General features: G+C 47.6%; 21 protein-coding genes. 11 read left to right on the plus strand and 10 right to left on the minus strand.

Features of this window, described 5'->3' with window-relative positions; all coding sequences use genetic code 11:
• The first annotated feature begins 260 nt into the window (after positions 1-260).
• Complete coding sequence (gene nadB, locus ACZ5NB_RS11705; protein WP_460233798.1) at positions 261-1,877, plus strand: L-aspartate oxidase; 1,617 nt, start codon at positions 261-263, stop codon at positions 1,875-1,877.
• Between the two features lie 14 nt (positions 1,878-1,891).
• Here nadB and ACZ5NB_RS11710 read toward each other — a convergent pair whose 3' ends face one another.
• Together ACZ5NB_RS11710 and ACZ5NB_RS11715 are read right to left on the minus strand one after the other, a co-directional pair.
• Positions 1,892-2,293, minus strand: a complete 402-nt coding sequence (locus tag ACZ5NB_RS11710; protein WP_460233799.1) for a protein YgfX — start codon at positions 2,291-2,293, stop codon at positions 1,892-1,894.
• A complete protein-coding gene (locus tag ACZ5NB_RS11715; protein ID WP_460233800.1) occupies positions 2,271-2,537 on the minus strand; it encodes an FAD assembly factor SdhE in 267 nt (88 codons plus the stop codon). The genes ACZ5NB_RS11710 and ACZ5NB_RS11715 overlap by 23 nt, the downstream gene beginning before the upstream one ends.
• A gap of 142 nt (positions 2,538-2,679) precedes the next feature.
• Here ACZ5NB_RS11715 and ygfZ point away from each other — a divergent pair, with 142 nt between their 5' ends.
• Positions 2,680-3,720, plus strand: a complete 1,041-nt coding sequence (ygfZ, locus tag ACZ5NB_RS11720) for a CAF17-like 4Fe-4S cluster assembly/insertion protein YgfZ (protein ID WP_460233801.1) — start codon at positions 2,680-2,682, stop codon at positions 3,718-3,720.
• Between the two features lie 125 nt (positions 3,721-3,845).
• A complete protein-coding gene (locus ACZ5NB_RS11725) occupies positions 3,846-4,685 on the plus strand; it encodes an HDOD domain-containing protein (RefSeq protein ID WP_460233802.1) in 840 nt (279 codons plus the stop codon).
• A gap of 24 nt (positions 4,686-4,709) precedes the next feature.
• On the opposite strand, the gene ung is transcribed toward ACZ5NB_RS11725, so the two are convergent.
• The 3 genes from ung to prfB all read right to left on the minus strand — a co-directional run bounded on the left by ung (position 4,710) and on the right by prfB (position 8,078).
• On the minus strand, positions 4,710-5,423 hold the full coding sequence (ung, locus tag ACZ5NB_RS11730) for a uracil-DNA glycosylase (protein WP_460233803.1): 714 nt from the start codon (positions 5,421-5,423) through the stop codon (positions 4,710-4,712).
• A 17-nt stretch (positions 5,424-5,440) separates the two neighbouring features.
• Entirely contained in the window at positions 5,441-6,943 is a 1,503-nt protein-coding gene (gene lysS / locus ACZ5NB_RS11735; RefSeq protein ID WP_460233804.1) for a lysine--tRNA ligase, read from the minus strand.
• A 39-nt stretch (positions 6,944-6,982) separates the two neighbouring features.
• Positions 6,983-8,078, minus strand: a protein-coding gene (prfB, locus tag ACZ5NB_RS11740) for a peptide chain release factor 2 (RefSeq protein WP_460233805.1) whose coding sequence is annotated in 2 segments (ribosomal slippage) — positions 6,983-8,005 and positions 8,007-8,078 — 1,095 coding nt in all. Because the reading frame shifts where the segments join, the coding sequence is not laid out codon by codon here.
• A 266-nt stretch (positions 8,079-8,344) separates the two neighbouring features.
• On the opposite strand from prfB, the gene ACZ5NB_RS11745 reads away from it, so the two are divergent.
• Together ACZ5NB_RS11745 and ACZ5NB_RS11750 are read left to right on the plus strand one after the other, a co-directional pair.
• A complete protein-coding gene (locus ACZ5NB_RS11745; RefSeq protein WP_460233806.1) occupies positions 8,345-9,796 on the plus strand; it encodes a hypothetical protein in 1,452 nt (483 codons plus the stop codon).
• 82 nt (positions 9,797-9,878) lie between these two features.
• Entirely contained in the window at positions 9,879-10,319 is a 441-nt protein-coding gene (locus tag ACZ5NB_RS11750; RefSeq protein WP_460233807.1) for a VOC family protein, read from the plus strand.
• Between the two features lie 93 nt (positions 10,320-10,412).
• Here the strand turns inward: ACZ5NB_RS11750 and ACZ5NB_RS11755 are convergent, their stop codons facing one another.
• On the minus strand, positions 10,413-11,057 hold the full coding sequence (locus tag ACZ5NB_RS11755; protein WP_460233808.1) for a pyridoxamine 5'-phosphate oxidase family protein: 645 nt from the start codon (positions 11,055-11,057) through the stop codon (positions 10,413-10,415).
• A 121-nt stretch (positions 11,058-11,178) separates the two neighbouring features.
• Here ACZ5NB_RS11755 and pdxR point away from each other — a divergent pair, with 121 nt between their 5' ends.
• Both pdxR and ACZ5NB_RS11765 read left to right on the plus strand, forming a co-directional pair.
• Positions 11,179-12,645 carry a MocR-like pyridoxine biosynthesis transcription factor PdxR gene (pdxR, locus tag ACZ5NB_RS11760; protein WP_460233809.1) on the plus strand — a complete coding sequence of 489 codons (1,467 nt, stop codon included), beginning with the start codon at positions 11,179-11,181 and terminating at the stop codon, positions 12,643-12,645.
• A gap of 292 nt (positions 12,646-12,937) precedes the next feature.
• Positions 12,938-14,410: a DEAD/DEAH box helicase gene (locus ACZ5NB_RS11765; RefSeq protein WP_460233810.1), complete on the plus strand. Its 1,473-nt coding sequence runs from the start codon at positions 12,938-12,940 to the stop codon at positions 14,408-14,410.
• 32 nt (positions 14,411-14,442) lie between these two features.
• Here the strand turns inward: ACZ5NB_RS11765 and ACZ5NB_RS11770 are convergent, their stop codons facing one another.
• The gene (locus ACZ5NB_RS11770; RefSeq protein ID WP_460233811.1) at positions 14,443-16,638 is read right to left on the minus strand and encodes a YgiQ family radical SAM protein; all 2,196 of its coding nucleotides are present in this window, start codon (positions 16,636-16,638) and stop codon (positions 14,443-14,445) included.
• Positions 16,639-16,832: 194 nt separating this feature from the next.
• On the opposite strand from ACZ5NB_RS11770, the gene ACZ5NB_RS11775 reads away from it, so the two are divergent.
• Positions 16,833-17,366, plus strand: a complete 534-nt coding sequence (locus ACZ5NB_RS11775; RefSeq protein ID WP_464107945.1) for an NUDIX domain-containing protein — start codon at positions 16,833-16,835, stop codon at positions 17,364-17,366.
• Here ACZ5NB_RS11775 and ACZ5NB_RS11780 read toward each other — a convergent pair.
• Positions 17,363-18,583 carry a lytic murein transglycosylase gene (locus ACZ5NB_RS11780; RefSeq protein WP_460233812.1) on the minus strand — a complete coding sequence of 407 codons (1,221 nt, stop codon included), beginning with the start codon at positions 18,581-18,583 and terminating at the stop codon, positions 17,363-17,365. The two genes, ACZ5NB_RS11775 and ACZ5NB_RS11780, sit on opposite strands and share 4 nt — an antisense overlap.
• A 435-nt stretch (positions 18,584-19,018) precedes the next feature.
• Here ACZ5NB_RS11780 and ACZ5NB_RS11785 point away from each other — a divergent pair, with 435 nt between their 5' ends.
• Complete coding sequence (locus ACZ5NB_RS11785) at positions 19,019-20,692, plus strand: CocE/NonD family hydrolase (protein WP_460233813.1); 1,674 nt, start codon at positions 19,019-19,021, stop codon at positions 20,690-20,692.
• Between the two features lie 78 nt (positions 20,693-20,770).
• Here the strand turns inward: ACZ5NB_RS11785 and arfB are convergent, their stop codons facing one another.
• The gene (gene arfB / locus ACZ5NB_RS11790) at positions 20,771-21,187 is read right to left on the minus strand and encodes an alternative ribosome rescue aminoacyl-tRNA hydrolase ArfB (RefSeq protein WP_460233814.1); all 417 of its coding nucleotides are present in this window, start codon (positions 21,185-21,187) and stop codon (positions 20,771-20,773) included.
• Positions 21,188-21,369: 182 nt separating this feature from the next.
• Between arfB and ACZ5NB_RS11795 the strand changes: the two genes are divergently transcribed.
• A complete protein-coding gene (locus tag ACZ5NB_RS11795) occupies positions 21,370-21,966 on the plus strand; it encodes a response regulator (RefSeq protein ID WP_460233815.1) in 597 nt (198 codons plus the stop codon).
• A gap of 10 nt (positions 21,967-21,976) precedes the next feature.
• Here ACZ5NB_RS11795 and ACZ5NB_RS11800 read toward each other — a convergent pair whose 3' ends face one another.
• The gene (locus ACZ5NB_RS11800) at positions 21,977-22,504 is read right to left on the minus strand and encodes a GFA family protein (RefSeq protein ID WP_460233816.1); all 528 of its coding nucleotides are present in this window, start codon (positions 22,502-22,504) and stop codon (positions 21,977-21,979) included.
• A gap of 59 nt (positions 22,505-22,563) precedes the next feature.
• Between ACZ5NB_RS11800 and ACZ5NB_RS11805 the strand changes: the two genes are divergently transcribed.
• The gene (locus tag ACZ5NB_RS11805; protein ID WP_460233817.1) at positions 22,564-26,607 is read left to right on the plus strand and encodes a response regulator; all 4,044 of its coding nucleotides are present in this window, start codon (positions 22,564-22,566) and stop codon (positions 26,605-26,607) included.
• Positions 26,608-26,614 lie beyond the last annotated feature (7 nt).

Consider the following 26,614-nt stretch of genomic DNA (forward strand, 5'->3'; position numbering starts at 1 on the left):
ACAGACTGAATCGTTTCGCACCCTTGCCTCACTTTTCTCGTTATATACGCCTGAATAGACTACTGACTACGTCTCAAGTTCACGCTTTTATGAACAAATTTAACAAAGGGTCACGAAATCGACGATTATTTAACCATTTTCAATATCAACCTAAAGTAACGAAGATCGTACGGATATTAAGGGAGAGACGACATTCACAGCCTTGTATATACTACCCGGCCCTTGTAACCCCTTGATTAGCCTATCTATTGACACAACACATGACTGAGCACTTAGATCACGATGTTTTAATCATCGGTAGCGGCGCTGCCGGCCTTACTTTGGCTCTTAGCTTGGCCAAAACCTGTAAAGTGGCTGTGTTAAGCAAGGGCAAACTTCAAGAGGGTGCTACCTGGTTTGCTCAAGGGGGAATTGCAGCCGTTCTGGACGAAGCAGACACCACTGAAGAGCATGTTGCAGACACTCTGGAAGCTGGTCGAGGTCTATGCCACGAAGATGCCGTACGTTTCACCGTTGAGCGCGGCAAAGGTGCTATTCAGTGGCTAATCGATCAAGGTGTTGAGTTTTCTCGCGATGAAAACAGTGATAGCGATTATCACTTGACCAAAGAAGGTGGTCATAGCCACAGACGAATAATCCATAGCGCGGACGCAACAGGCAAAGCAGTCTCTTCTACATTGATCGAACGCGTGAAAGAAGCGCAAATCGATCTCTACGAACACCATATCGCCGTTGATTTAATTTCGCAGCCTGACCCTAAGACGCGTCGCATGCGCTGTACGGGAGCCTACGTATTTAACCGACAAGCCGATCGGGTCGAAGTATTTCAAGCCAAAACCGTCGTTTTGGCGACCGGCGGAGCTAGCAAGGTATATCTATACACCAGCAACCCAGATGGCGCGAGCGGTGACGGCATCGCGATGGCTTGGCGAGCCGGGTGCCGCATTGCCAACATGGAGTTTAACCAGTTCCACCCAACGTGCCTGTACCATCCAAAAGCAAAATCGTTCTTGCTTACCGAGGCTCTGCGCGGCGAAGGTGCACATTTAAAGCTACCTGACGGCACGCGATTTATGAAAAATTTTGATGAGCGCGAAGAGCTGGCGCCTCGGGATATCGTCGCGCGCGCGATCGACCACGAAATGAAACGGCTCGGCTGCGACTGTATCTATTTAGACATTAGTCATCGTGAGCCCGCTTTTATTGCTGAACACTTCCCCACCGTTAAAGCACGCTGCCTCGAATATGGCATTGATATAACCCAAGAGCCAATCCCCGTGGTGCCTGCCGCTCACTATACCTGTGGCGGGATCCTGGTAGATGAGAATGGTCGTACAGATTTGCTCAACCTCTACGCAATAGGAGAGACAACGTCGACAGGATTGCACGGTGCAAACCGCATCGCCAGCAACTCGCTGCTGGAATGTATTGTTTACGCGCAATCGGCGGCGAATCATATCAGCCAACACATCGCCAGTATTGCTCCACCTTCACCGGCACCTGATTGGGATGAATCGCGTGTTACTGACTCAGACGAAAATGTGGTGATCTCTCATAACTGGGATGAGCTGCGCCGTTTTATGTGGGACTACGTCGGTATTGTACGAACGCAGAAGCGTCTCGAGAGGGCAACTCACCGAATCAAATTGCTTCAGAAAGAAATTGCCGAATACTACAGTAACTACAAGATCGGTAATGATTGGATTGAACTACGCAATTTAGCCATGGTAGCCGAACTCATTATCCGTTCGGCATCCTCACGAAAAGAAAGTCGCGGTCTACACCACTCGGCGGACTACCCGGAAACATCCGCGATTGCCAAAGATACGATTCTGGTCCCCACAAATTTTGCCAGACAGCAGATTATCGTCGGTTAAAGTACTGAAAACAATCAAGCTCTATTCAACAGTGCACGTAAACGACGGAAGTCATCAGAGCAAAGGCTATCCCATAGCAGCAACACGTCTCGCCTTTTGCCCCTCGTTTTAAATGGCAACATAACTAGCCAGGCGGAGAGAAACACCTTTCCCGCGAACTCTACCTCGTGAACATGCTCACCATCGACTAACCTCACGGCCATGTCGTTTATGAGTAGACGGTTTGGAAAATCTTTACGGCGCATCAACCAAACTATTAATGCGCCAGCAATACCAACTCCCCCAACAACCTTTAATATAATAGGCACATCAGCCAGACTCAACGCAAGGACGGCCAAGCAGTGCATGATCAACACAACCCAAAGCATAACCACGGATGGTTTGAGGGGAATATCAAGTGGGGGTTTCGTACTCATCGGGCTGCATGCCGGTGTTTGCGCGTACTATTTCAACAATTCGCAACAAATCTTTGTCCTCTGGGTCCGATCGGCGCATAAACCAAACGAACAAATCCTGATCTTCTTCGTCTAACAACTTCCAGTAACGCTCTTTATCTTCTTGGGGCAGCCCGTCATATACGTTTTCGAGAAAAGGCAGCAACACCAGGTCAAGCTCTAACATGCCGCGACGACTGGCCCAAAAAATGCGGTTTTTATCCATTTAAATTACGGTCTCTAAAAATTGAAAGCGAAGATAACTCTGTCGCAGATTAAGTGGAGCGAGACATTATATAGGGCTTGCCTGCAAAGGCCCAATGGATGATCCTATGCATTAGCATTTTGTGCCTAGTGCAAAGCCAACTATGACTGAAAAGCACTCAAAGATCGGTATCCTAACTATGTCCTACAATCAGTGGCAAACATTCATCATTGAGAATCCAGCCGAAACGACCAATGCCAAGCAACGCATCGTAGACCTCAGCAAGCACTACACTGTGCTTTCTATAACAGGCCCCGATGCGGCAAAATTTTTACAGGGACAAGTAACCTGTGACATCAACAATGTCACAACGACTCAAAGCCAGCTAGGCGCTCGTTGTAACAATAAGGGCCGAGTTGAATTTACATTTCGCATACTACGGAGCCCTAATCACAATGATCGTTTTCTGCTATTGATACCGGCCGAATTTGCCGACACCGCTGTACAGACTCTCAACAAGTATATTGTCTTCTCTAAGGCCGAATTGGTCGAAGAATCTGATATCGTGTTTGGCACCCTGCAATTCGATGACCAAGCCAAGACAAATCTAACCTTTTTTCCCAACGACGTTGATCAGACAGTCGAAAATGAAGGCGCGATAATAAGCAAACACTCGGAAAACCAATGGTTAGTTATCACCCCCATTGAGTCCGCAAAAGTACTATGGGGCAAGCTGGTAAACATCTCTTCAAGTACTGACCTGAATGGCTGGCGCCTAGCTACCATCAAAAGTGGACGACCAGAAGTTCTTCCTGGCGCTGAAGATGAATTTATTCCACAGATGCTCAACTATGATTTACTTTCCGGCGGCGTAAGTTTTACCAAAGGGTGTTATCTTGGCCAAGAAATCGTTGCCCGTATGCAATACCGCGGCAAAATGAAGCGACACCTACAAAGGTTGTCGGGCCAATCCGAAGTCTTGCCCACCCCAGGCCAGCCGCTGTTTTTACAATCGTCAACGAAGGCCATTGGCAATATTGTGGTCGCCGCCGCAACAAACTCTAGCGCCCCTCCACACTCAGTAGAGTTCGAGACCTTAGCTGTGCTCACCGATGAGGCTGTAGAGGAGAACTGCATCAATTTGACAGGTGATTCACCGACAAATCTTCAGTTAGTTCCACTTCCCTATGCTATACCTTATTAAGGAACCTTTGATCGTATCTAAAGGGTTCTGGTAAAGCACCTGACCGCTCATTAAGCAAATTCCGCCTTGAATTTAGGTCGGTCAGGTGACCAATGATTGGACAATTGTTGTAGGGACCCACCTTCATGAGCCAGCTCGCGGAAAATGTGCGCGGCGAGATAATCGACGCCATTGACAATGACAAATTAGTTTTACCTACCTTACCTGAGGTCGCGCTTCAGGTACGAGAAGTCGCGGATGACCCCAATGCGGATATCAATAAATTGGTCGCCGTCATCGGTAATGATGCAGCACTTACAGCGCGTATTATCAAAGTGGCGAACAGCCCACTTTTACGTGCGTCGCGGCAAATTGATGATTTAAAAATGGCTCTCATGCGCCTAGGCATGGAATACACCTGCAACTTGGCCACGGGTCTAGCCATGGAGCAAATGTTTCAGGCTACGTCCGATTTAGTCGATAAACGTCTGCGCGAAGTGTGGAGCCGATCAAGCGAAATTGCCGGCATCTGCCACGTCTTATGTCGTAATTACACCAACTTAAAAGCAGACAAAGCGACGCTTGCAGGGTTAGTTCACCGCATAGGCGTTTTACCAATTTTAACCTACGCTGAAGATCACCCCAGCTTATTAAAAGACAGCATCACCCTAGATACGGTGATTGACGAAATTCATCCGGCTATCGGCGAGAAGATTTTAATAGCCTGGGAGTTTCCAGAAGAGTTACGAAACGTCCCCAGCCAACACATGAATTTTGGACGGCAAATCGAATCTGCCGACTACGCTGACCTTGTCACAATTGCTATGTTACAAAGTTATATGGGCTCCGAATCATCGTTGGCGCAAGTCGACTATCACAGCGTCACTGCGTTCGAACGACTTGGACTCGACCCCGATATGCAGCATGCGGAAGCAGAAGATCTATCCGAAGAAATGGAAGCCGCGATGGCGTTATTAAATGGCTAGAAAGGTGCCTGAGCGGCGGGTGCGTTAGTCAGACACCTGCCAGTGAACGGGTTGCTTACCCTGCTCAAGCAAGTATTGATTGGCTTTGGAGAAGTGTTTGCAACCAAAAAAACCGCGATTTGCAGAAAATGGTGAGGGATGCGGCGCCTCCAACACCAAATGCTTATCGCGGTTTAAAAACTCCCCTTTCCGCTGCGCGTAGCTGCCCCACAATAGAAAAACCAAACCTTCTCGCTGTTCGTTCAATCGGTGAATAATCGCATCGGTAAACGTTTCCCACCCTTTACCTTGATGAGACCCGGCTTTGCTATGTTCAACGGTCAAGGTCGCGTTTAACAACAACACGCCCTGCTCAGCCCATTCCTGCAAGCAGCCATGAGAAGGTGGTGTTACGCCAACATCGCTCGCTAGTTCTTTATAAATGTTGCGCAAACTCGGCGGAAATTTAACACCAGGCAAAACTGAAAAGCATAAACCGTGTGCCTGACCCGGGCCATGATAAGGATCTTGCCCAATAATGACGACCTTGACTTGATCAAACGGTGTGGAGTCGAGGGCATTGAAAATAACATCCCCTGGAGGATAAATAATTTTGCCTTGTTGTTTTTCTTGCTGCAAAAACGTTTTTAATGCTTGCATGTAAGGCTTTTTAAACTCTTCTTCAAGCACTGCCAACCATGTCGGATCGAGTTTGATCTCAGCCTCGGAAGCAACAGTGCTTGCGGAAGATTGTGTCATTTATGCTAAGCCTAAATTTAATCGTTAGCGTTTTGACGACGCATATGCGGGAACAATAAAACATCGCGAATGCTTGGCGAATCCGTCAACAGCATCACTAAACGGTCGATACCAATACCTTCCCCTGCCGTGGGCGGCAAGCCATGCTCTAACGCTCTTACATAGTCATCGTCATAATGCATTGCTTCATCGTCACCAGCGTCTTTTTCTGCGACTTGAGCTTTAAACCGTTCTGCCTGATCTTCTGCGTCATTCAACTCGGAGAAGCCATTCGCAATTTCACGACCACCTACGAAAAATTCAAACCGATCTGTAACAAAGGGGTTACTATCGCTACGGCGCGCTAATGGTGACACTTCCGTCGGATATTCTGTAATAAACGTTGGCTGATCGAGTCGATGCTCCACCGTTTTCTCGAAAATTTCGATTTGCACTTTACCCAAACCATACGAGTCTTTCAGAGGAATACCCAAGTCTTTCGCTATTGATCGCGCCCCCTCTAAGTCAGCTAGCGCTTCAGCTTTAATATCACCATTGAAGTGTAGAATTGAATCAAAAACGCTCATGCGATTAAAAGGCTTTGAGAAATCATATTCGCTGCCCTGATACGTAACAACGGCACTACCTAAAACCTCCTCACAAAGAGAACGCAACATATCTTCAGTGAGGTTCATCAAGTCGTGATAGTCAGCATACGCCTGATAAAACTCTAGCATGGTAAATTCTGGATTATGTCGTGTTGATAAGCCTTCGTTACGGAAATTGCGATTGATTTCATACACGCGTTCAAACCCACCCACAACCAAACGCTTTAAATAAAGCTCCGGCGCGATGCGTAAGAACATTTCTTGATCCAGCGCATGATGATGCGTGACGAATGGCTTTGCAGTAGCGCCACCGGGAATCACCTGCATCATAGGTGTTTCCACTTCCATAAAGTCATGGTTGTTCAAATAATGGCGAATAAAATCAATGGATTTAGAACGGATTCGAAATACGTCGCGCGCTTCTGGATTAATAATTAAATCTACATATCGCTGACGATAACGAGTTTCTGTGTCTTGTAAACCGTGATATTTTTCAGGTAGTGGGCGCAAAGACTTAACCAACAAGTCATACTCTTCGAGGTTGACATAGAGATCCCCTTTGCCCGACTTATGCAGAGCACCTTTCACACCGACAATATCGCCGATATCCCACGTTCCCCACTGCTCTTTAATATCTTTTTGCGTCGCTTTGTCCGCATAAAGCTGAATCTGGCCAGACATATCCTGCAACACCATAAAAGGGCCTCGCTTTGCCATGATACGTCCTGCGACACTCACCACTTGGTTTAAATGCTCTAATTCTTCCTTGGAATGATCGCCAAAGGCATCTTGTAATTTGCTGGCATAGTCGTCACGACGGAATGCATTGGGAAATGCATTCCCCTTTTCACGCAACGCGGCTAATTTCTCACGACGTTCGGCAATCAGTTTGTTTTCGTCCTGTTGCTCTTGCTGTGGCGTTTTATCATTCATTCGTGATCTATCTCTTTCGGGGATTAACAAAAAATGGGGTTAGAGACCAGCCTTTAAGCTAGCTTCGATAAACTGATCTAAGTTGCCATCTAAAACGGCGTTACAATTACTGGTTTGCACATTCGTGCGTAAGTCTTTAATTCGTTGATCGTCCAATACGTAGGAGCGGATTTGACTCCCCCAGCCAATATCGGCTTTGCTATCTTCCATTGCCTGCTTCTCAGCCGAACGTTTTAAAATCTCTTGCTCATACAAACGCGCGCGAAGCATTTTCATGGCTTTATCACGGTTTTGATGCTGGGATCGTTCACTTTGACATTGAACCACAATTCCTGATGGCTCATGCGTAATACGTACAGCGGAATCAGTTTTGTTGACGTGCTGCCCACCCGCGCCACTGGCACGGTAGGTATCAGTGCGCAAATCAGCAGGGTTAATATCAATCTCGATATCATCATCAATTTCAGGCGATACAAATACCGAACAGAAAGATGTATGACGACGGTTTCCGGAATCAAAGGGGGACTTTCTTACTAAGCGATGGACACCGGTCTCTGTTCGCAACCAGCCGAAAGCATATTCGCCCTCGAATCGTATAGTTGCACTCTTAATGCCAGCAACATCACCTGCAGACGCTTCTTCTAGAGTTGTTTTGAAGCCCTTATCTTCACCCCAGCGTAAATACATGCGCAACACCATTTCCGCCCAATCTTGAGCTTCTGTGCCACCCGAGCCTGATTGGATATCAAGAAAGGCATTATTGGGATCCATCTCCCCCGAAAACATACGGCGGAACTCCAATACCGCTAAATGCTCTTCGAGCTTTTGAATTTCAGCTTCAATTTCGACGACAGCGGACTCATCGCCCTCTTCTGCGGCCATTTCCAATAATTCGGTATTGTCCGCCACACCCTCATCTAATGTATCAATGGTAGATACAACCGCCTCTAACGCTGATCGTTCCCGACCCAAATCCTGCGCGCGCTGAGCATTGTCCCATACCGATGGCTCAGCTAATTCAAGCTCAACCTCCGCTAGACGCTCTTTCTTATGAGCGTAGTCAAAGGTACCCCCGAAGCGTATCAGTACGCGATTGGAGGTCTTTAAGGGCATTTACTAGGGGTGCGATTTCCATTGAGCTCGTGCTACCTATAACAGCGGTCGAGAAAAGGCGCAGATTGTACCTAAGCAGTGGGACAAGTGCTAGAAACACCCCCATCCCAGCGGATAAAGTTAGGCCGCCTAACAACTTTTAAACATTCTTAGATTCCACCGAGCCGAGATTTCTGTAAACTACGTGGCCAATATTCGGCTGTGGACTCGCCACAGAGTGCACCAACAGTACACATAATAAATGCCGAACATTGACCTCTAACGACTAAGACCTAAGAGAAGACCATTATGCTGACCAAACGCCAGCCAGGTGAAATACAGCCTGGGATTAAGTGGGGACCATTTAAAGCTCGTATTCCATTTGTTCATCTTCGCCTTTCGATACCCGATATGCTCCAAGGGATCGCCGTTGCGGGCGCGACTGGGCTAGCACTTGTCCCAGTATTTATGGGCTTTTTAGGGCTCAATTTCGAAGAAGCGGTCACCATGGCGATGTACCACAGCATGCTCATCTCGGCATCATGGTTACTGTTTGGCGACCCCTATGCCCCCGGTTGGCTAACACCAGCGATTCCTCTCATTCTAGGGTTCTTGTCCACCGGTTATTTTATGACCGAGGGCGGAACGCCGGATTTCACATTGCGAATCCAAGCGATGACCGCGATGACCCTCAACTTCTCCGCCATCCTGATCGTCCTGGGGTTAACTGGGTTTGGTGACAAGTTGGTGAAATGGGTTCCCGATGTATTCAAGGGCGGCATTATCCTAGGTGCAGCCGTTGCCGCATTTATCCGCGTCACTAAGCCAGGCGACAGCGCCAATGTGTTTGAAAGCGCGCCGATTGCCGGCATCATTGGCGTTTCGATATGCGTTATCTTCGCTTTTTCAAAAATTGTGCAGATGCAGGCTGAGAAAAAAGCATGGCTCGCCAAAATTGTTGGGCTTGGCTTGCTACCTGGGTTTGTTATTGCTGGGTTTATTGGTTTCTTCACGGGTGAATTTGAGTTCAACATCCGCTGGGAAATTCTCGATGTCGCCACCAACTCTGCAGCTCTGTGGGATAAAACCTCGCCCTTCGTTATCGGCTGGCCTTCTGCAGAAACGTTCTTAAAAGCCCTGCCACTTGCGTTTATCACCTACATTTTGTTTTTCGGCGACATGGTCACCGGTGACGAGTTAATCGCTCATACACAGCCCGCACGACCTGATGAAAAACTCGAAATTAATAACAGTCGCGCTCACTTGGCCACCGGCTGTCGTAACATTGCCATGTCGATCGTTGCCCCTTTCTTCAGTACTCAAGGTGTACTGTGGACCGGGATTCAAGTGATCCTGCTAAAACGTTGGGCAACTGGACGCGACAAAGTGGATTCCCTTTATGACAGCATTAGCAGCTATTACGTATTTGGGCTTCCGGTTCTATTTTTAGTACTGCCTATCGTAACCCTGCTAGAACCTCTATTGCCGTTGGCATTGGCGGTAACGCTGATTTTGACCGGTTTTGCCTGTGCGACGCTCGCGCTTTCAATGGTCAAAGACGCCACCGAACGGGGTGCGATGATGATTACCGCCATGGCTTTCGGTATTTTTGATGAACCGTGGATTGGCGTGGTTGTCGGTATCGTCTCTATTATCACGCTGTGCGGCCCAAGCGTATTCATACCTGGCCACGCCATCGATGACTTCGGTCCAATCGACGAACATGGCGAAGCTGAACCTGCAACACAAAAAGCGGACTAAGTCTTATCGCTCAGCTAACATTAAAAGCCTCCTTCGTGGAGGCTTTTTGCTTTTAATCGAACTGTAGTTTAAGAAGGGCACTATGCAATATCTGCACACAATGATCCGCGTTAGCGATCTGGATAAAACACTGCATTTTTTTTGCGTCCTATTAGGCCTTGTCGAAGTCTATCGGAAAGAAGTACCGCAAGGTAAGTTCACGCTAGTATTTCTCACCGCGCCAGAGGATGTTGAGAACTTCAAGGCCAACAAAGCGCCCGCGATAGAGCTTACCTACAATTGGGATGAAAGCGGCTACGATGAAGGCCGAAATTTTGGCCATCTCGCATTTCGCGTCGACGACATCTATGAACTCTGCCAGAAGCTTCAAGATGGCGGGGTTACAATCAATCGCCCACCTCGGGATGGCCACATGGCATTTGTCCGATCGCCCGATAATATTTCCATCGAGTTACTGCAAAAAGGGAACGCTTTAGAACCTTGTGAGCCTTGGGCATCAATGGAGAATATTGGACATTGGTGAGAGGCCATATCGGTACCCTAGAAAAGCCAATGAGCGCCGCCCGTTGGCCTTTCATTCCCGGGAGACTCTCCGTCTTCCAAGCCAAATCAAGCCTCACTCATAAAAGTTTGCGAGGTATGTTGGCACGACTTGATCATTGCGCAATTTTTCACACGGTATCGGCTTCCCGTAGGCAGTCTCAGTCGGAATAACACCAGCCCACGTCGTGCCATCATAATCTTCAGGCCTGTCCATTGGCGGGCCTGCGCGGACCTTTGCCGCGGCCTCCGTAATCGGTAGTTTGATCACCAAGGTTGCCGCCAACTCTTCGTCGTAATGGGGCCGTAAATCAGTCATTCGACCCGGCACATAATGCTCAATCAAGGCATCAAGCACACTGACTTTATCTTTGCCTTCAACCTCTTCAGCTATTCCATAGCAAATGACGGAACGATAATTCACTGAATGCGAAAATGCTGATCTAGATAGCACTAAACCATCCACAATAGTGACTTCGGTGCAAACCACTTGACCATCGAGTATCGAGTTCATCGCACCGTTTTTACGATTGCCGTGAATATAAATCGCATCACCGACTCGCACAAAGGCAGTGGGGATGATGCGTGCTTCACCACGGAATACATAACCGACATGACACAAGAATGTCGCATCTAAACTTTGGTATATGCTCCGTTTATCGTACACGGCACGTTTCGCCCCTCGTAAAACTCTTGCTCTGTCGGACACTGTCTCACTCATGCTAGCCCCTCTATATTGCTTAAAAATGTTCGGCTAGCATGTTGCAAATATTGGTACTACTAAAGATCCAATTATTGCAATAAAATTAGTACCAATTAAGTTTACTAAATTCAGCAATTATATGACCTTTCAATTACTACCCGACCTTCCGGGAGCGCTATATAACCAGTTATTTGAAAGCTTACGCCGAGCCATATTGGAAGGACTATTTAGGCCCAGCCAACAACTACCGACTAGCCGAGAACTCAGCCAACAACTCTCGCTATCGCGTAATACGGTCCTCACCGCGCTCGATATGCTCAAGGCCGAAGGCTATATTGAGTCGGTGGCAGGAAGCGGCTTATACGTCTGTTCTCAACTACCTGAAACTGAGGTAACGCGCCTCACCCCCAATCAACCCTCATTCAAAACAAGTCCAATCTCGTTATCAAAGCGCGGAAGCATTTTGGCAAACCCTTCCCGCGCTATACCAACGTTACAAACCACCTCATTTGTTCCGGGCCTCCCAGATCTGGAACACTTCCCGTTTAAGCGTTGGTCTCAATGTGTTCATAGCGCTTCCCAAAACACTCAGAATGATGTACTTCGCTATAGCGATCAAGGTGGCCTAACGACATTGAAACAATCGCTAGCTCGCTATCTCACTATGTCCCGTGGCGTCCGCTGTGACGAAGAACAACTGATTGTGCTAGGTGGTAGCCAAGCCGCCCTCGACCTCACCACGCGATTACTACTCGACATCAATGACACCGTTGCGATAGAAAACCCGGGCTACCTCGGTGCCCGGGAGGCCTTTCTTGGTGCCAATGCAAAGGTCATTGGTATTGATATCGATGCCGAAGGCCTGCAAGTCGACCAACTAGCGAAAAAAATTGCCAGCAATCGCTCACCAATAAAATTGCTCTACACCACGCCGTCAAATCAGTTTCCACTTGGCACGACGCTATCGTTGCCCCGGCGAATGGCATTGCTGGAGCTAGCCGAAAAAGAAAATTTCTTTATCTTAGAGGATGATTACGATAGCGAATTTCGTTACCACCAACGGCCAATCAATAGCCTCCAAGGATTGGACGCTCATCAACGCGTCATCTACATGGGCACGTTTTCAAAGGTGTTGTTTCCCGGTTTACGGCTGGGTTATCTCGTCGTGCCGCCTCATTTAAAATCAGCGTTCGCGCAAGCACTGCGGAAAACAGGGCAAGATGCTTCACTGACAATGCAAACAGCTGTGGCTCTCTTTATGCAGCGCGGGTATTTTGATTCCCATATTCGTCGGATGCGAAAACTCTATGGAGAAAAGCAGGCGTTATTTTCGAGGCTCGTCAAAGAAAACATGACAGATTGGTTAGAAGTGGTCGAAAGCGGCGCGGGGATGCAGTCCACGTGTTTTTATAAGCAGGCTATCAATAGAGAAAAACTCCAAAGACTCGCCAAAGAGAAGTCGCTGATACTTCCACCGCTTGAACGAATGTATCTAAGTAAACGAAAGCGCGAGGGGTTGTACCTTGGATATGCAGGGATTCCCATAGCTGACATCCCTAAGCAACTTGCTAAACTACAGAGCATCCTAAGCAAATCCATGTACTAACGACCATGTACTAACGACTTAGTATTCCGAAAAAATCAAAGAAAATGCTAACAGTTTATTGGAAATTACTATACAGTGCGCGCACCTGGCGTTTTTCGGTCCACGCCAACTAGCTGTATGGCATGATGTCAACAACAGCTCCCGATAACACCGCTTACAGCGGTTACTGGTACTTTAGATTAGATCTACCGATTTATTGTACACCTCAACCTGCACTACCTGCCTAGACCGACACGGCAACCCATTGAATTCAAAGGGTAAAGCCAGTTGGCCGGTCAACTGAGAAATTATTATGTTATTTGAAGATCTCGGCCTTGCCGAAGAACTGCTGCGTGCTGTGCGCGAGCAAAATTATACAAACCCTACGCCTATTCAAGAAAAGTCGATCCCCGTAATTATTAACGGACGCGATGTATTAGCTGGTGCACAAACCGGTACGGGAAAAACAGCGGGCTTCACCCTACCTATACTTCACCGTTTAAGCCAACGCCCACCCCTACCGGCGAAAAAGTTTCGTCATGTCAAAGTGTTGATTGTTGTACCTACGCGCGAATTGGCAAGCCAAGTGTCTGATAGCGTTGAGACCTACGGGAAATACCTATCCGTACGCACCAACGTGGTTTTTGGCGGTGTAAAAATATCACCGCAAATTTTTAAATTGCGTCGCGGCTGCGACATTCTGGTGGCCACACCCGGTCGTCTACTAGACCTCGTCAATCAAAACGTTCTAGATCTATCACGCGTTGAAACGCTGGTTCTTGATGAAGCAGATCGTATGCTGGATATGGGCTTCCTACCTGACATTCGGCGCATTTTGGCAGAATTGCCAGAGTCGAGGCAGAACCTTTTATTCTCGGCAACTTATTCGCAAAGTATTCGCGACTTGGCCAACAGCATACTCAATACCCCAGAAGTTATTGAAGTCGCAAGCCGCAATAGCGTCGCCGAAAAAATTCGCCACATTGTTCACCCCGTTGAGCAGCATCGTAAACGCGAACTACTTTCTCATTTAATTGGCATGAAAAACTGGCAACAGGTTCTAGTGTTTACCAAAACCAAACGTGGTGCCGATCGCGTCGCACGACAATTGACTAGTGACGGACTGCGTGCTGACTCCATCCATGGCGATAAAACTCAAGGGGCTCGATCAAAAGCATTGGCGGATTTCAAGCATGGTAAAATTCGTGTTTTAGTCGCAACCGATATTGCCGCACGCGGAATTGATATCGACCAACTCTCCCATGTCATTAACTTCGATCTCCCCATGGTTGCTGAAGATTATATCCACCGCATCGGTCGCACAGGTCGCGCTGGCAACTCGGGAGTGGCTATTTCTTTGGTCACTAAAGACGATGAAAATCTTCTTCATGCCATTGAGAGGTTGCTCACACGCTCTATCAAGAAAGAAGTGGTAGAGGATTACGAAGTGCCGTTTACTTTAAGTAAGTTTGCTCACAAACCAACTAACGCCAAAAGAAAAGGCGCAGCGGGGCGAAACAACTCTCGCGGTTCGAGTGGTGCCAAATCAGGAACGGGTAAACCCGGTAAAACCCATAATGGTCGCAAGCCGCAAGGTAATAAAACCTCAGGGGCTAATTCGTTGGGCAAACAATCGTCTGGCGACAAGTCTTCAGGGAATAGACCAACGGGAAGCAAGCCAAAAAGTGCCAAGCCCAACAAAATGGGTGGCATGAGCCCGCCAAAGCGCAAGCGAGCATCCACTCAGGGTAACGCAGGCAATTCCGCTAATCGTCGCGCCGGTTAAGGCTGTCTAGACGCTAGCAGAGCCAATAAAACCTATCGCCGTCTATTGGGACGGCGGCCAGGTTTAGCTGGCCTAGACTTATTTGCCCTCGACTTAGAAGCTCTCGATTTACCAGCATTATTCAATGCCACTCCTTTTTTCAAGTGCCTTGCTTGGGCTGCAGGAGGAATTAGCGCATGAGGACTGCTACCGATGAGATCTTCGCGCCCCATTCTTTTCAAAGCATCCCGTAAATCATCCCAACCTTTTTCGTCGTGATAACGCAAGAAGGCTTTCTGTAAACGACGTTGCTTGATGTCTTTAGGTACCGGGATTTTTTTACTTTTGTAGCTGAGCTTATGTAACGGATCGCGCTCGGAATAATACATTGCCGTGGCGAGTGCCATCGGCGAGGGGTAAAACGTTTGGACCTGATCGACCCGGAAGTTATTTTCTTTTAACCACAAAGCCAAATTCAGCATATCCTCGTCGTCACACCCTGGGTGAGCGGCGATAAAATATGGAATTAGATATTGCTTTTTACCGGCCTCTTTTGAGAACTTTTCAAACATCTTTTTAAATGCATCGTAAGTTCCCATCCCAGGTTTCATCATTTTCGACAGCACATTGTGCTCGCTGTGTTCCGGCGCAATCTTAAGGTAACCGCCAACATGATGCGTCACCAGCTCTTTCACATACTCGGGATCCTCCACTGCCAGGTCATAGCGCAACCCAGACGCAATCGCAATAAACTTAACGCCAGGAATGTCTCGCGCTGCGCGGTACAGCTCAGTAGTATGTTTATGACTAGTTTCTAAATTTTTACATATATTGGGGTAAACACAGCTCAAGCGCTTACAGCTCTTTAGAATCTCTTCACTTTTACAGCGCAAGCGGTACATATTTGCGGTGGGACCACCCAAATCAGAAATATTGCCAGCAAAACCCGGCACTTGATCTCGAATATTTTCGATCTCTTTCAATATCGATTCTTGCGAGCGGCTTTGAATAATTCGTCCTTCATGTTCCGTGATAGAACAAAAGGTACAACCACCAAAACAGCCGCGCATGATATTGACGGAGGTCTGAATCATTTCATAGGCGGGAATTCTCGCATCACCATAACTTGGGTGTGGCCTTCGTTGATAAGCCAAATCAAACACACCATCCAATTCATCTGTTTCTAGGGGAATTGGCGGCGGGTTGACCCAAATTTCTTTGGTGCCGTGTTTTTGTACCAGCGGTTTTGCATTAAACGGATTCGCTTCTTGGTGCAAAACGCGCGACGCATGCGCATAGAGCGCCGAGTCATTGCGAACCTTTTCAAAGGACGGCAAACGTATCACCGTCTTTTCAATATTGAAGTCGTCTCTTTTCTTGGCGTCGTGGAGTAAAGGTAGCGGAATAATCTTTACAGCCTGAATGTCATCGTTGTAGTCATTCTCCGCCTGAGAATTAGCGCTATTTTGGCACCCTGCTTCCGCCGTTTTTTGTTCATACTCGTAAGGGTTTGGCAGCTGATCGATCTGGCTCGGCCAGTCAATACGTGTTGAATCTACCTCCACCCAGCCTGCTGGTGTTGCATCGCGAACAACGGTAGTCCCTCGCACATCGAGCATGGCTTCGATATTATCGCCTCGAGATAGTCTGTCCGCGACTTCGGCAATGGCCCGCTCCGCATTCCCATACAATAAAATATCAGCCCCAGAGTCAATCAACACAGAACGCCTCACTTCATCACTCCAGTAATCATACTGCGCGATGCGGCGTAGACTGGCTTCAATACCACCAATCACAATAGGGGCTTCTTTAAAGGCTTCACGGCAGCGTTGGCTGTATACAATTACCGCTCTGTCAGGGCGCTTACCCGCCTCTCCGTTTGGCGTGTAGGCATCGTCACTACGAATTCTTAAATCCGCCGTGTAGCGATTAATAAGAGAATCCATATTGCCGGCCGTGACGCCAAAAAATAAATTTGGTTTGCCGAGACGCATGAAATCTCGAGTGTTTCGCCAATCCGGTTGCGCAATAATACCCACACGAAAACCTTGAGATTCCAAAAACCGTCCCATCACCGCCATGCCAAAGCTGGGATGATCAACATAGGCATCGCCAGTCACCAAAATAATGTCACAGCTATCCCACCCCAGCTCGTCCATTTCTCGACGTGACATAGGCAGGTATGGCGCTGTGCCATAGCACTCTGCCCAGTATTTGGGGTAAGAAAACAAAGGGGTGGTATTACTCATTGGGTGTCACACAGATTGTCGCGAAAACGCGTATGATACAGAGGTTAATCTGCGCTTGCACAAATCTTAATAATTTGACTTCGACCGGGGACTACACAGTGACAATTGGATCAGGCGACGACCCTCAGAACCAACAAGACCGACACGAAGAAAGCCACAAACAACAGGGTTTAGACACACGCACCGGCGGATGGATCACCCAAGAAATCTCAGCGGTTTACGAAAACCCGTGGATTAAACTTGAACACCATGAGGTAATCACCCCCAAGAATACACCGGGCATTTACGGCTTGGTCTGCTTTAAACACCACGCCGTGGGTGTAATCCCTATAGACAGTGAGGGCAACACCTGGCTGGTTAAACAAAGTCGATATGCGTTAAATCAAACGACTTGGGAAATTCCTGAAGGCGGCGCAGAATTAAACGAAGACACTCTCGAAGCGGCTCAACGTGAATTGCTGGAGGAAACAGGGTTGGTCGCACATCGGTGGGAAAAGCTCATGAGCATTCACCCATCAAATTCCGTGACAGATCAAGCTGGGACTATTTTTATCGCGACAGAGCTTACGGCAGGCAAACAAGCGCTCGAAGATACTGAGGACATCGAACTGCGTCAGCTACCGTTATCTAGTGCGATAAAGATGGCGCTAGATGGTGAAATAACCGACGCCATGTCAGTCGCGGCCTTACTGAAGGTCGCCGTGCTCAATCAAATCGATATCGCTTAACGCAACCCAAGCTGACTCATCAGCCCGTAGTCGACAAACCCATCGGCGACATGGCTAATAGAATATTGATACTGACGAACTGCCATCGCAGTCGCTGGCCCCAGCACTCCATCCACATCACCCGGGTCAAAGCCTAAATCTTTTAACTTTTGTTGTACGGCCAACACTTGCTGTTTGGTCATGGCTTCAGATTTCGGCGGCTCTGCATACAGTGTTCCCGCACCATTGATTCGGTCAGCCAAAATTCCGACTGCCAAGGCGTAAAACTGAGAACGATTCCATTTCATAATCACATGAAAATTATCGTAAACCAAAAACTTTGGCCCCTCTTCACCACTGGGAATTATAAGTGATGCCACAATGCCATCGCCCTCGACCGGCTTTCCGTCGACCTTGGTTATACCTAAGTCACGCCAATAGGAAAGAGTCTGTGGATTATTGATTCCTGCAAGATGATATTGGAAATCGCGAGGCAAACGAACCTCTCTCCCCCAACGTAATTCTCGCTGCCAACCAATATGGCTCAGATAATTGGCTGCTGAACGCAATGCATCTTTTTCACTGCGCCATAAATCCACAGCCCCATCATCATCGCCGTCAACGCCGTGTTGAAGAAAAACCGACGGCATAAACTGCGTTTGGCCCACAGCGCCAGCCCAAGACCCCTGCATCAATTCAGGTTTAATTTGGTGTTGCTCCATAACACGAAGCGCCGCAAACAACTCCGTAGAAAAGTAATCACTGCGCCGTTGATCACAGGCCAAGGTCGCCAAGGTATCGAGCGTCGGCATATTGCCTACATTGCGACCAAAATTACTTTCAAGCGCCCAAAACGATACCAGATACTGCGGTGGAACACCGTATTCTCTCAATAACTCACCCAGAAAGGCACGGTGCTTTTGAAGCATGTCGCGCCCTTTTCTGATTCGAATAGTGTTTACGCGTTGCAGATAATAACCCGAAAACGTTTGAACAAACTCTGGCTGATTTCTATCTAACGTGATGGTTCGCTTAATTTGTTGCACGTTCGAGAGCAGCGACAACATAGCGCTGTTGATTCCTAGTTCTCTTCCCTCGGCTTGCAGCCGAAGAATACACGCCTCAAAACTGTCCGGTTGATTAACCTCAACCCCTTCAGAGACCGCTGTAATAGGTCGCAGCATAAGCAAGCACAGGATCGCAAGCATGGCCGGTTTAGTGCAATGAAATATCTTCATGAAAAACAACTGCCGATAGGAAAATATACGAAAGTCGGCCCAATTAGCAGAGCCGGAATACAACGATTAAAAATTTGTTCGCGAGCTAAACAATTAACCCTCGTAGGGTGCCATACTAGCCAAAAATTGCGACGCTGGTGTACACAGAAGTCACAGAATAACACCTTTCACCCAGCGCGAAACATCAGAAATCCTGACAGCCTCTCAATTTATTGACTCTAGACTTTGAGATTAGTTTTGCTTCGCGACACAATCAACCGTAACTAGTTTTATCTATTAACGCTCCCTATGTACGCCCCTTCCCTGGCATAGAATTCTGCAGCCTAACAATTATTTACTCAGTTTTTATGCGCCTGCTTTGTGCTCTGTTTATGATCCACCTACACAATAATTAGCCAACGTAATTGGCAGACAACACTCACCGGAGCAACAACCATGGACCTTCAAACGCTTAACCATCGACCGAAACGGCTAATGCACTTTATTCTTTCGCTGCTACTACTCACCATCGCATTGCCCGGTTTCGCCGAGTTTCGGGAAGTCATGATCCCTATGCGCGACGGCACAAAACTCGCGACCAATATTTCTATTCCCGAAGGTCAAGGGCCATGGCCGATCATTTTAACTCGCACGCCATACAATAAAGATGGCCGAGGTGCTCGACCTGAAGGTCGCCCGCAGGAACAAGGGCAAGACTTTCTCGATGCGGGTTATGTCTATGTTATTCAAGACGTCCGAGGGCAATTTAAAAGCGAGGGCGAGTACCAAGCCTGGGTTCACGATATGAATGATGGTTACGACACCATCGAGTGGCTGACACAACAGCCCTTCAGTGATGGAAAAGTCGCGGTGTATGGCGCGAGCGCGACCGGTATTACGGCCAATCTCGCGGTAATGAGCTTACATCCAGCCATCAAGGCCGGTTACGCCATCGTTGCCCATGGTAGCGCCTACCACTATTCAACCTATCCTAACGGAGCATATCTGAGAGCCATGGTCGAAGACTGGAGCGCTGGGAGAGGCGTTGCACGCCCTCAAGTGCCACGCCCGATTATGCGCACCATCAACGAAGGCGACGAATTACGCAATATGGCCAACTACTACGACAAGATTAAGGTCCCTATGCTCAATAAAGGGGGTTGGTATGACATTTTTCTACAAGGCAATATCGATAATTTCATGGGCTTGCAGTATCACGGAAGCAAAGGCGCTAAAGGCAACCAAAAGTTAGTCCTGGGCGCTTTTGGACACGGTGCGTTAAAGGGTGACCTGCAATACCCGAAAGATGCTGGACAGTTGCGCGGAGATCGCCGTGAAGTCACACGCTTTTTCGATCACTGGCTAAAGGGTAAAGACACCGGCTTCTATGACGAGCCTGCCGTTAGGTACTACGTCATGGGAGACGCCATGAGCGACGCCGACGATGTACCTGGTAATGAGTGGCGCACCAGTGATAGCTGGCCACCGAAGTCAACATCGACACAGCTATACCTATCGGGCAATGGCAAGCTAGCCTGGGAAAAATCCATAATCGCGGGTAAACAGAGTCAATATAAACACGATCCTAATAACCCTATCCCAAGCGTTGGCGGAAATAACTTGACCATCGCGTTGGGGCCGATGGACCAGCGAGAAGTCAGCGGCCGTAACGATGTCCTTAAATTCGAAACCGACGTGCTCGACAACCCTGTCGAAGTAATTGGCAATCTCAGCGCCAAGCTTTATGTCAGCAGCAGTGCAGAAGACACCGATTTTTATGTCAAACTCGTCGATGTTTACCCCAATGGCTATGAGGCGCTAATCATGGACCAGGGCACACGACTTCGATTTCGTGATGGCGTTGATAAAATGCTAAAGGCTAAACCTGGCGAAATCTATGAGTTGGATATTGACTTATGGTCGACTGGGATCATTTTTAACAAAGGGCACAAAATTGCGGTTCACATTCAAAGCAGTAACTTCAACCGCTTTGACAACCACTCCAACACTTGGGAACCTGTACTGGACTTCAGTAAAGACGCCGTTGTCGCCACCAACACCATTCACCACACCGACCGTCACCCCTCAGCGGTCACCTTACCGATTACCAAAATATATACCGAAGAGTAAATCAGTAAACGCCACACAGCGGTTCACAGCCATATTTAACGCGGCTGTGGACCCGCCGATCTGGAAAACAGAATCTATCTAGTAATCCGAAACTCGCCCCCGACGTTGCTTTATTTGTCCACGGCGAGTCTTACTATCTACCCTCGCCTTTTTCGCTGCCTTACTCGGCTTTGTCGGGACTCTTCGTTTGGGAATAAAGGTTCCCTGTCGGACAAACGCTTGCAGACGTTGCAGCGCAATTTGGCGATTCCGCTCTTGCGTCCTCGCCTCCTGTACCTTACACACCCAAACACCGGCTTTCGACAAACGTTGATCACGGATCCCCAACAGTCGAGCTTTCACCCAGCCCGGCAGGCTCGATTGATGAATGTCGAAACGAATCTGCACCGCAGTCGACACTTTATTGACGTTTTGACCACCAGCGCCTTGAGAGCGAACAGCAACCATAGTGAATTCATCATCGTTGATGGCGATATTGGGAGTAATGTCTAACATGATGTGGCTTATGGTTATGTCAATTTACTTATCATTCGGAGTGCTAGAGAGATTCACGCACTGATTGGTCGCTTTAAAAAAGCCAGGTAAGAAAATACAGCAAAGGCTCAATATTCGCTAGCTGTCAGGAAAGATCCTGCTAATCTTAAACAGACATGGGTTGATAAACGATTCTAGAAACTATGCTCACAGCGCCAGAACTCAAAATTGTTACCGAAACACTCAGTAAACGTCGTGCTTGGCTTATCAAAAATTCTCGTAGTAACGAGATTGGCTACAACGAAATTGAACAGTACAAAGCATCGGCTCAACTACTCAGCGATGCGCTGAACAAAATCGAGGCCGCGTGCACCGATGCATCGTCATCTGGATCCGATTCTATTGATTTTTCTCACCTGCGAGTTTTAATCGCAGAAGACGACAACTATTCAGCAGATTTACTTAAAGAGATTCTGACCGACCTCAAAATCACAAACTTAGAACTCGCGAGTGATGGCAACCAAGCACTGGCAAAAATATTCCAGGCTGAAGAAGGGTTTGACCTGGTTTTGTGCGACTGGAATATGCCGGGCAAGACAGGTCTGGAAGTTCATCAACTCATGCGCGCGGATGCTCGCTACGCCAAGACCATCTTTATGCTGGTATCGGCCGTGTCGGAAGGCGAACAAATTCGCACCGCTATTCAACAGGGAGTAAACGATTACGTTGTTAAACCTGTTGACGAAGATATATTGAAGAAGAAAATTTCTCGCGCCTTCGCTCAGCCAGCAGAACAGTAAGTCGTCTTATCTAGACCGCAGCCAGTACTTTCTGGAAGCGTTCTAAGCTCTCAGCGGGCCATTCAGTGCCCATATCGTAGTAGCCTTCAAACTGCGGAGCCCCATCGGACAACGTTAGCCACGGTTGCATTTGCCGCGTATGGATATGCATGTCTGGCCGAATATCGCCCAACTCATCGAGGCAGCTGGCGCGTAACCAAATGGTATTGAGCGGCGCTGCGTGATAGCGATTCCATACTGTCGTGCCACACTGCTCGCAAAAATAAAACTCGACAGCCTTGCCACTGCCTCCACTAGTTTCATAACACTTAGGGGCATCACCACTTAGCTCGACATGCTCATCCTCAATCCACATATTCACAACAAAGGGCGCGCCAGAAGCTTTTTGGCAATCAAGACAATGGCATGCATGCACGATCATTGGCGACTGTTTGATTGAAAAGCGCACCGCACCGCAGGTACAACCACCTTGTTTTTGCATATTTTTATCCTCTTGGTCAGCCGTCAAGAATACCAGACCCCATTGTATTTTTTCCACACCTCGTCCAGTTAGACTAGGGTATATAGAGGAACGAGTAGAAATGTATTGATAACCTGATGACTCAAGAATTAAGCGATCTCAACAACCGAGCTGATGACACAGTAGGTCAAATGGTCAGCACCGGACTCGTGCGCTGGCCGTTGAGGATCAAACTCGCCTGCGTTGCTGCACTTCTCATAGTGCTGACATGCACCCCAATAGCGCTGATTTTCTTCAATGAATCTAAGCAACTGATTGTCCAGCAAGCGAATAAAGATTTAGAAACAGAATCGACCATTCTCTCAAACGCTTTAGAAGCACTCACTCGACAATCTGTTGCCGATTTAAAACTTTTGTCGACTCTTCCTGCCACCGTCCGAATGACGCTCTCATCTAGCAGCGGGTCTTCTAGCAGCGTGCCATCTAGCAACGGACAGTCAGAAGAACGCGCCACGGCGCGCAAAGAGTTTGTCGATATTGCGACGCAGATGATGCAGCAAAACAGACATTATGAATCTATTCGTCTGATCAGTATTGACCGACTGAAAGAGGTTGTACGATTAATTAATAGCGATAACGAAGTGTTTAACACGCTTGATAATCAACTGCGTGCCTTGCGTCAAAGCAGCTATATTGGAGAACTCGCCGGCACGCCACCCGGCCAAGTCATTTTCTACATCGATCAGAATCGCAGTGACAGAGAAGCAACACCAATTCGTATCGTGACCCCGGTTGTTGACGCGGGTAAACAATCACTCTGGGGCTACCTGGAAATCAACCTGCAAATATATGAAAGCTATCAGCGCATCACATCAAAAGAAAAGAGCCAATTAGAAGCGCTTATTTTCACGGATGACAACCGAGTGATTCTCAAGACGGCATTATTTTCTCAGCTGCTCAACGTGTTTTCATCCAACGGAAGTCAATTGGATAAAGCTAGCTTTAGTCATTTTCTCAACCAAGAAAAGAATGCCATTTTCAATGTAAAAGAACTCAACCTATTGAGCGGGCCCTTTAAGCAAACAGTGTATCTTTTTACCCGCCACGCCAGTCAAGATCAGCTCGAGAGCCTACTAGCATTTCGAAATCGGGTGTTGGTAGCCAGCGCAATCATGGCGACCCTTATCCTTCTCATTACCTTTCTCGCGTCTGAGCGGCTAGTGAGACCGCTGCACCAAATTACTGATGCAATACAAGACTTCGAGCATAACGGTGTCGTTGGTCAACTCCCACTTGATGCAAAAGACGAAGTGGGCGTTCTCGCAAGAACCTTTCACAATGCCATGTTGCGCCAAGACTCTCTAGGCAAAGCACATCTCCAAGCCGCCAAAGATGCGAAAGAGTTTAGTGAACACATGCAAACCATCCTTGATGAGGCAGAAGAAGGCATCATCAGTATCGATGTTAAAGGCACCATGCTTAGTTTTAACCGATCCGCTCAACACCTATTTGGTTACACGGAAAAAGAAGTCGTCGGAAAAAACGTAAATATGTTAATGCCCAAAGTCTTTTCAGAAGAGCACGACCAATACATACAAAACTATTTAAATACGGGTGAGAGCCAAATAATGGGAAAAGGACGAGAGCTTATTGCTTCCCGTCGTGATGGATCCGAATTTCCCATTCACTTAGCAATCTCAAAAATTAATACTGACAGAGGAATTATTTTTACAGGATTTGTACGCGACATTAGTTTAAATAAAGAATTTGAATCCAAACAAGCAGAAAATCTCGCGCTGTTAGAAGCAACGCTTGAGTCCACTGAAGATGGCATTATGGTCTCCGACAATAATGGCCTTGTACTCCACTATAACTCGCAGTTTGCAAAAATCTGGGGCATTACACGAAGCATTCTCAACGAGGTCGACAATCAAGTTTATGAAAGCTTGGTTAGCCATATCCTGTCTCAAGTTTCCGATGTAAAAGCCTACAAAGCACGATTTGAGGCCATCCGCGACAACCCTGAGACCGACTCACAAGACATAATAGAACTTCTGGATGGTCGTATTATCGAACGTTTTTCCTGGCCGATGCATAGCCAAAATGATGTCAATGGCCGGGTTTGGAGTTATCGTGACATCACGCGCATTAAACGAGCAGAAGAAGACTTAATTAAAGCTAAAAATGAAGCTTTGGAAGCGCTTGAGGTTAAATCTAATTTCTTGGCCACGATGAGTCACGAAATACGCACACCAATGAACGGCGTACTTGGAATGCTAAGCTTGCTTGAAAAACAGCATCTCAATCGTGAACAATACAATTTTGTCCATCTCGCGAAATCCAGTGCAGAAAGCCTGCTCACTATTATCAATGAAATTTTGGATTTTTCTAAAATTGAATCAGGCAAAATTGAGTTAGAGAAAATCGATTTTAATATTCATGCTCAGTTCAGTGAGTTTGCCAAGTCAATCGCCTATCGAGCACAAGAAAAAAATGTCGAATTCATTCTCGACGTTAGAGATGTTCCCAACCACATGGTCGTAGGCGACCCAGGCAGGTTAAGGCAAGTACTTACCAATCTTGTCGGCAATGCTATCAAGTTTACCGAAAAAGGCGAGATCGAGGTTAAAGCTCGCATGTTTGAAGATGCCTACCAAGGATGGATACTTCGCTGCGAGATTCACGATACAGGTATTGGCATTTCTGAGAAATCAATGGGCTCATTATTTGAATCTTTCACCCAAGCCGATGCATCTACGACACGCCGATATGGTGGTAGCGGACTCGGCTTAACCATCGCCAAAAGCTTATGCGAACTCATGGGAGGTTCTTTAACGGCTAAAAGTGAGGAAGGTATCGGCAGTTGCTTTACCTTCACGGTCAATCTGGCAAAAAGCACGGTTAAGCAACAACCACTACCACCACTTCAGCTAAACCAGGTACCCGTACTGGTAGTCGATGACAACTCTACCAACCGCCGAGTGTTGCGAGGTCAACTCGAACACTGGGGCGCGAACGTCTCCGAAGCGGCCTCTGCTAGTCGTGCATTGGCACTCATTACGGAAAATCAACTTAGCGACGAGCAAGATCATTTTCGCATTGCTGTTCTCGACATGGCGATGCCAGAAATGGATGGCTACCAACTGGCCGAAGCCATTCGCTGCAAGCCTGAGCTCAATAACTTAAAGCTGATTTTAATGACGTCTGCGCACACCACCCAAAGCGGGGAAGATCTAGCTTCTCTCGGGTTTAACGCTTCGTTCCCCAAGCCCGCCACCACTGAAGACTTCCGCGGTGCCCTCTCGCTTATTTTAGACGGTGAAAGTGGTTTTATTACCAGCAACTATCTTAAAAAGTACCTGCATATAGGGGAAGAAAAATTTGATTGCACACATGCTTGGCCTAAAGACTGCCGAATTTTGTTGGTTGAGGATAACCACATCAACCAAGCCGTAGCCCGCGGAGAATTAGAAGATTTAAACTTATCGTGTGATATTGCGGGTAACGGTATTGAAGCACTCAAGGCATTGGAAACATCACAGCGTAGCAACCCTTACTCACTGATATTAATGGATTGCCAGATGCCAGAAATGGATGGTTTCGATGCGACACGAGCCATTCGCGCCGGTAAGGCCGGCCATTATTATAAAAGCGTGCCTATTGTGGCCATGACAGCTAATGCCATGGCGGGTGATCGCGAGCGATGTATTAACGCGGGCATGTCGGACTACATCCCTAAACCCATTGACTCAGAAACCTTACTACATATTTTGGAAAAGTGGTTGTTAGGCAAAACCTATACGGAAGATAGTCTACCCAAAGACACCGCATTGATGACGTGGAATCGGTCATCTGCTTTGAAGCGCGTAAAAGGGAAAGATAATCGTCTTCAGACGCTTGTTAAGATGTTTTTGGACGATATGCCACAACGCGTGGTACAACTTAACGAAAGCATTAAGCAACGTGATTTTGATGCCGTTAAAATGACTGCGCATACGATTAAAGGTGTCGCAGGGAACTTAAGTGCCGAACAGCTTGCATCTATCGCAAGTGACATCGAGCAGCTAGGGAATCAAAAGGACAGTACCGATTTAGACGCACTATGGCCAACCTTTGCATCCAATTATGACGACGTCGAGTCAGCGCTAAAGCACTATATGGGTAATGACCGCATTCAGTAATACGCTT

This window comes from Aurantivibrio plasticivorans (assembly GCF_055392955.1).

What these genes read in the sequence shown, in the direction of transcription:
- ygfZ (WP_460233801.1), top strand. Translation starts at nt 2,680, where the DNA reads ATGACTGAAAAGCACTCAAAGATCGGTATCCTAACTATGTCCTACAAT.
- ACZ5NB_RS11710 (WP_460233799.1), bottom strand. Translation starts at nt 2,293, where the DNA reads ATGAGTACGAAACCCCCACTTGATATTCCCCTCAAACCATCCGTGGTT.
- ACZ5NB_RS11770 (WP_460233811.1), bottom strand. Translation starts at nt 16,638, where the DNA reads ATGAGTAATACCACCCCTTTGTTTTCTTACCCCAAATACTGGGCAGAG.
- ung (WP_460233803.1), bottom strand. Translation starts at nt 5,423, where the DNA reads ATGACACAATCTTCCGCAAGCACTGTTGCTTCCGAGGCTGAGATCAAA.
- lysS (WP_460233804.1), bottom strand. Translation starts at nt 6,943, where the DNA reads ATGAATGATAAAACGCCACAGCAAGAGCAACAGGACGAAAACAAACTG.
- pdxR (WP_460233809.1), top strand. Translation starts at nt 11,179, where the DNA reads ATGACCTTTCAATTACTACCCGACCTTCCGGGAGCGCTATATAACCAG.
- ACZ5NB_RS11805 (WP_460233817.1), top strand. Translation starts at nt 22,564, where the DNA reads ATGACTCAAGAATTAAGCGATCTCAACAACCGAGCTGATGACACAGTA.
- ACZ5NB_RS11780 (WP_460233812.1), bottom strand. Translation starts at nt 18,583, where the DNA reads ATGAAGATATTTCATTGCACTAAACCGGCCATGCTTGCGATCCTGTGC.
- ACZ5NB_RS11755 (WP_460233808.1), bottom strand. Translation starts at nt 11,057, where the DNA reads ATGAGTGAGACAGTGTCCGACAGAGCAAGAGTTTTACGAGGGGCGAAA.
- ACZ5NB_RS11725 (WP_460233802.1), top strand. Translation starts at nt 3,846, where the DNA reads ATGAGCCAGCTCGCGGAAAATGTGCGCGGCGAGATAATCGACGCCATT.
- ACZ5NB_RS11765 (WP_460233810.1), top strand. Translation starts at nt 12,938, where the DNA reads ATGTTATTTGAAGATCTCGGCCTTGCCGAAGAACTGCTGCGTGCTGTG.
- arfB (WP_460233814.1), bottom strand. Translation starts at nt 21,187, where the DNA reads ATGTTAGACATTACTCCCAATATCGCCATCAACGATGATGAATTCACT.
- ACZ5NB_RS11745 (WP_460233806.1), top strand. Translation starts at nt 8,345, where the DNA reads ATGCTGACCAAACGCCAGCCAGGTGAAATACAGCCTGGGATTAAGTGG.
- ACZ5NB_RS11715 (WP_460233800.1), bottom strand. Translation starts at nt 2,537, where the DNA reads ATGGATAAAAACCGCATTTTTTGGGCCAGTCGTCGCGGCATGTTAGAG.
- ACZ5NB_RS11785 (WP_460233813.1), top strand. Translation starts at nt 19,019, where the DNA reads ATGGACCTTCAAACGCTTAACCATCGACCGAAACGGCTAATGCACTTT.
- ACZ5NB_RS11795 (WP_460233815.1), top strand. Translation starts at nt 21,370, where the DNA reads ATGCTCACAGCGCCAGAACTCAAAATTGTTACCGAAACACTCAGTAAA.
- ACZ5NB_RS11750 (WP_460233807.1), top strand. Translation starts at nt 9,879, where the DNA reads ATGCAATATCTGCACACAATGATCCGCGTTAGCGATCTGGATAAAACA.
- nadB (WP_460233798.1), top strand. Translation starts at nt 261, where the DNA reads ATGACTGAGCACTTAGATCACGATGTTTTAATCATCGGTAGCGGCGCT.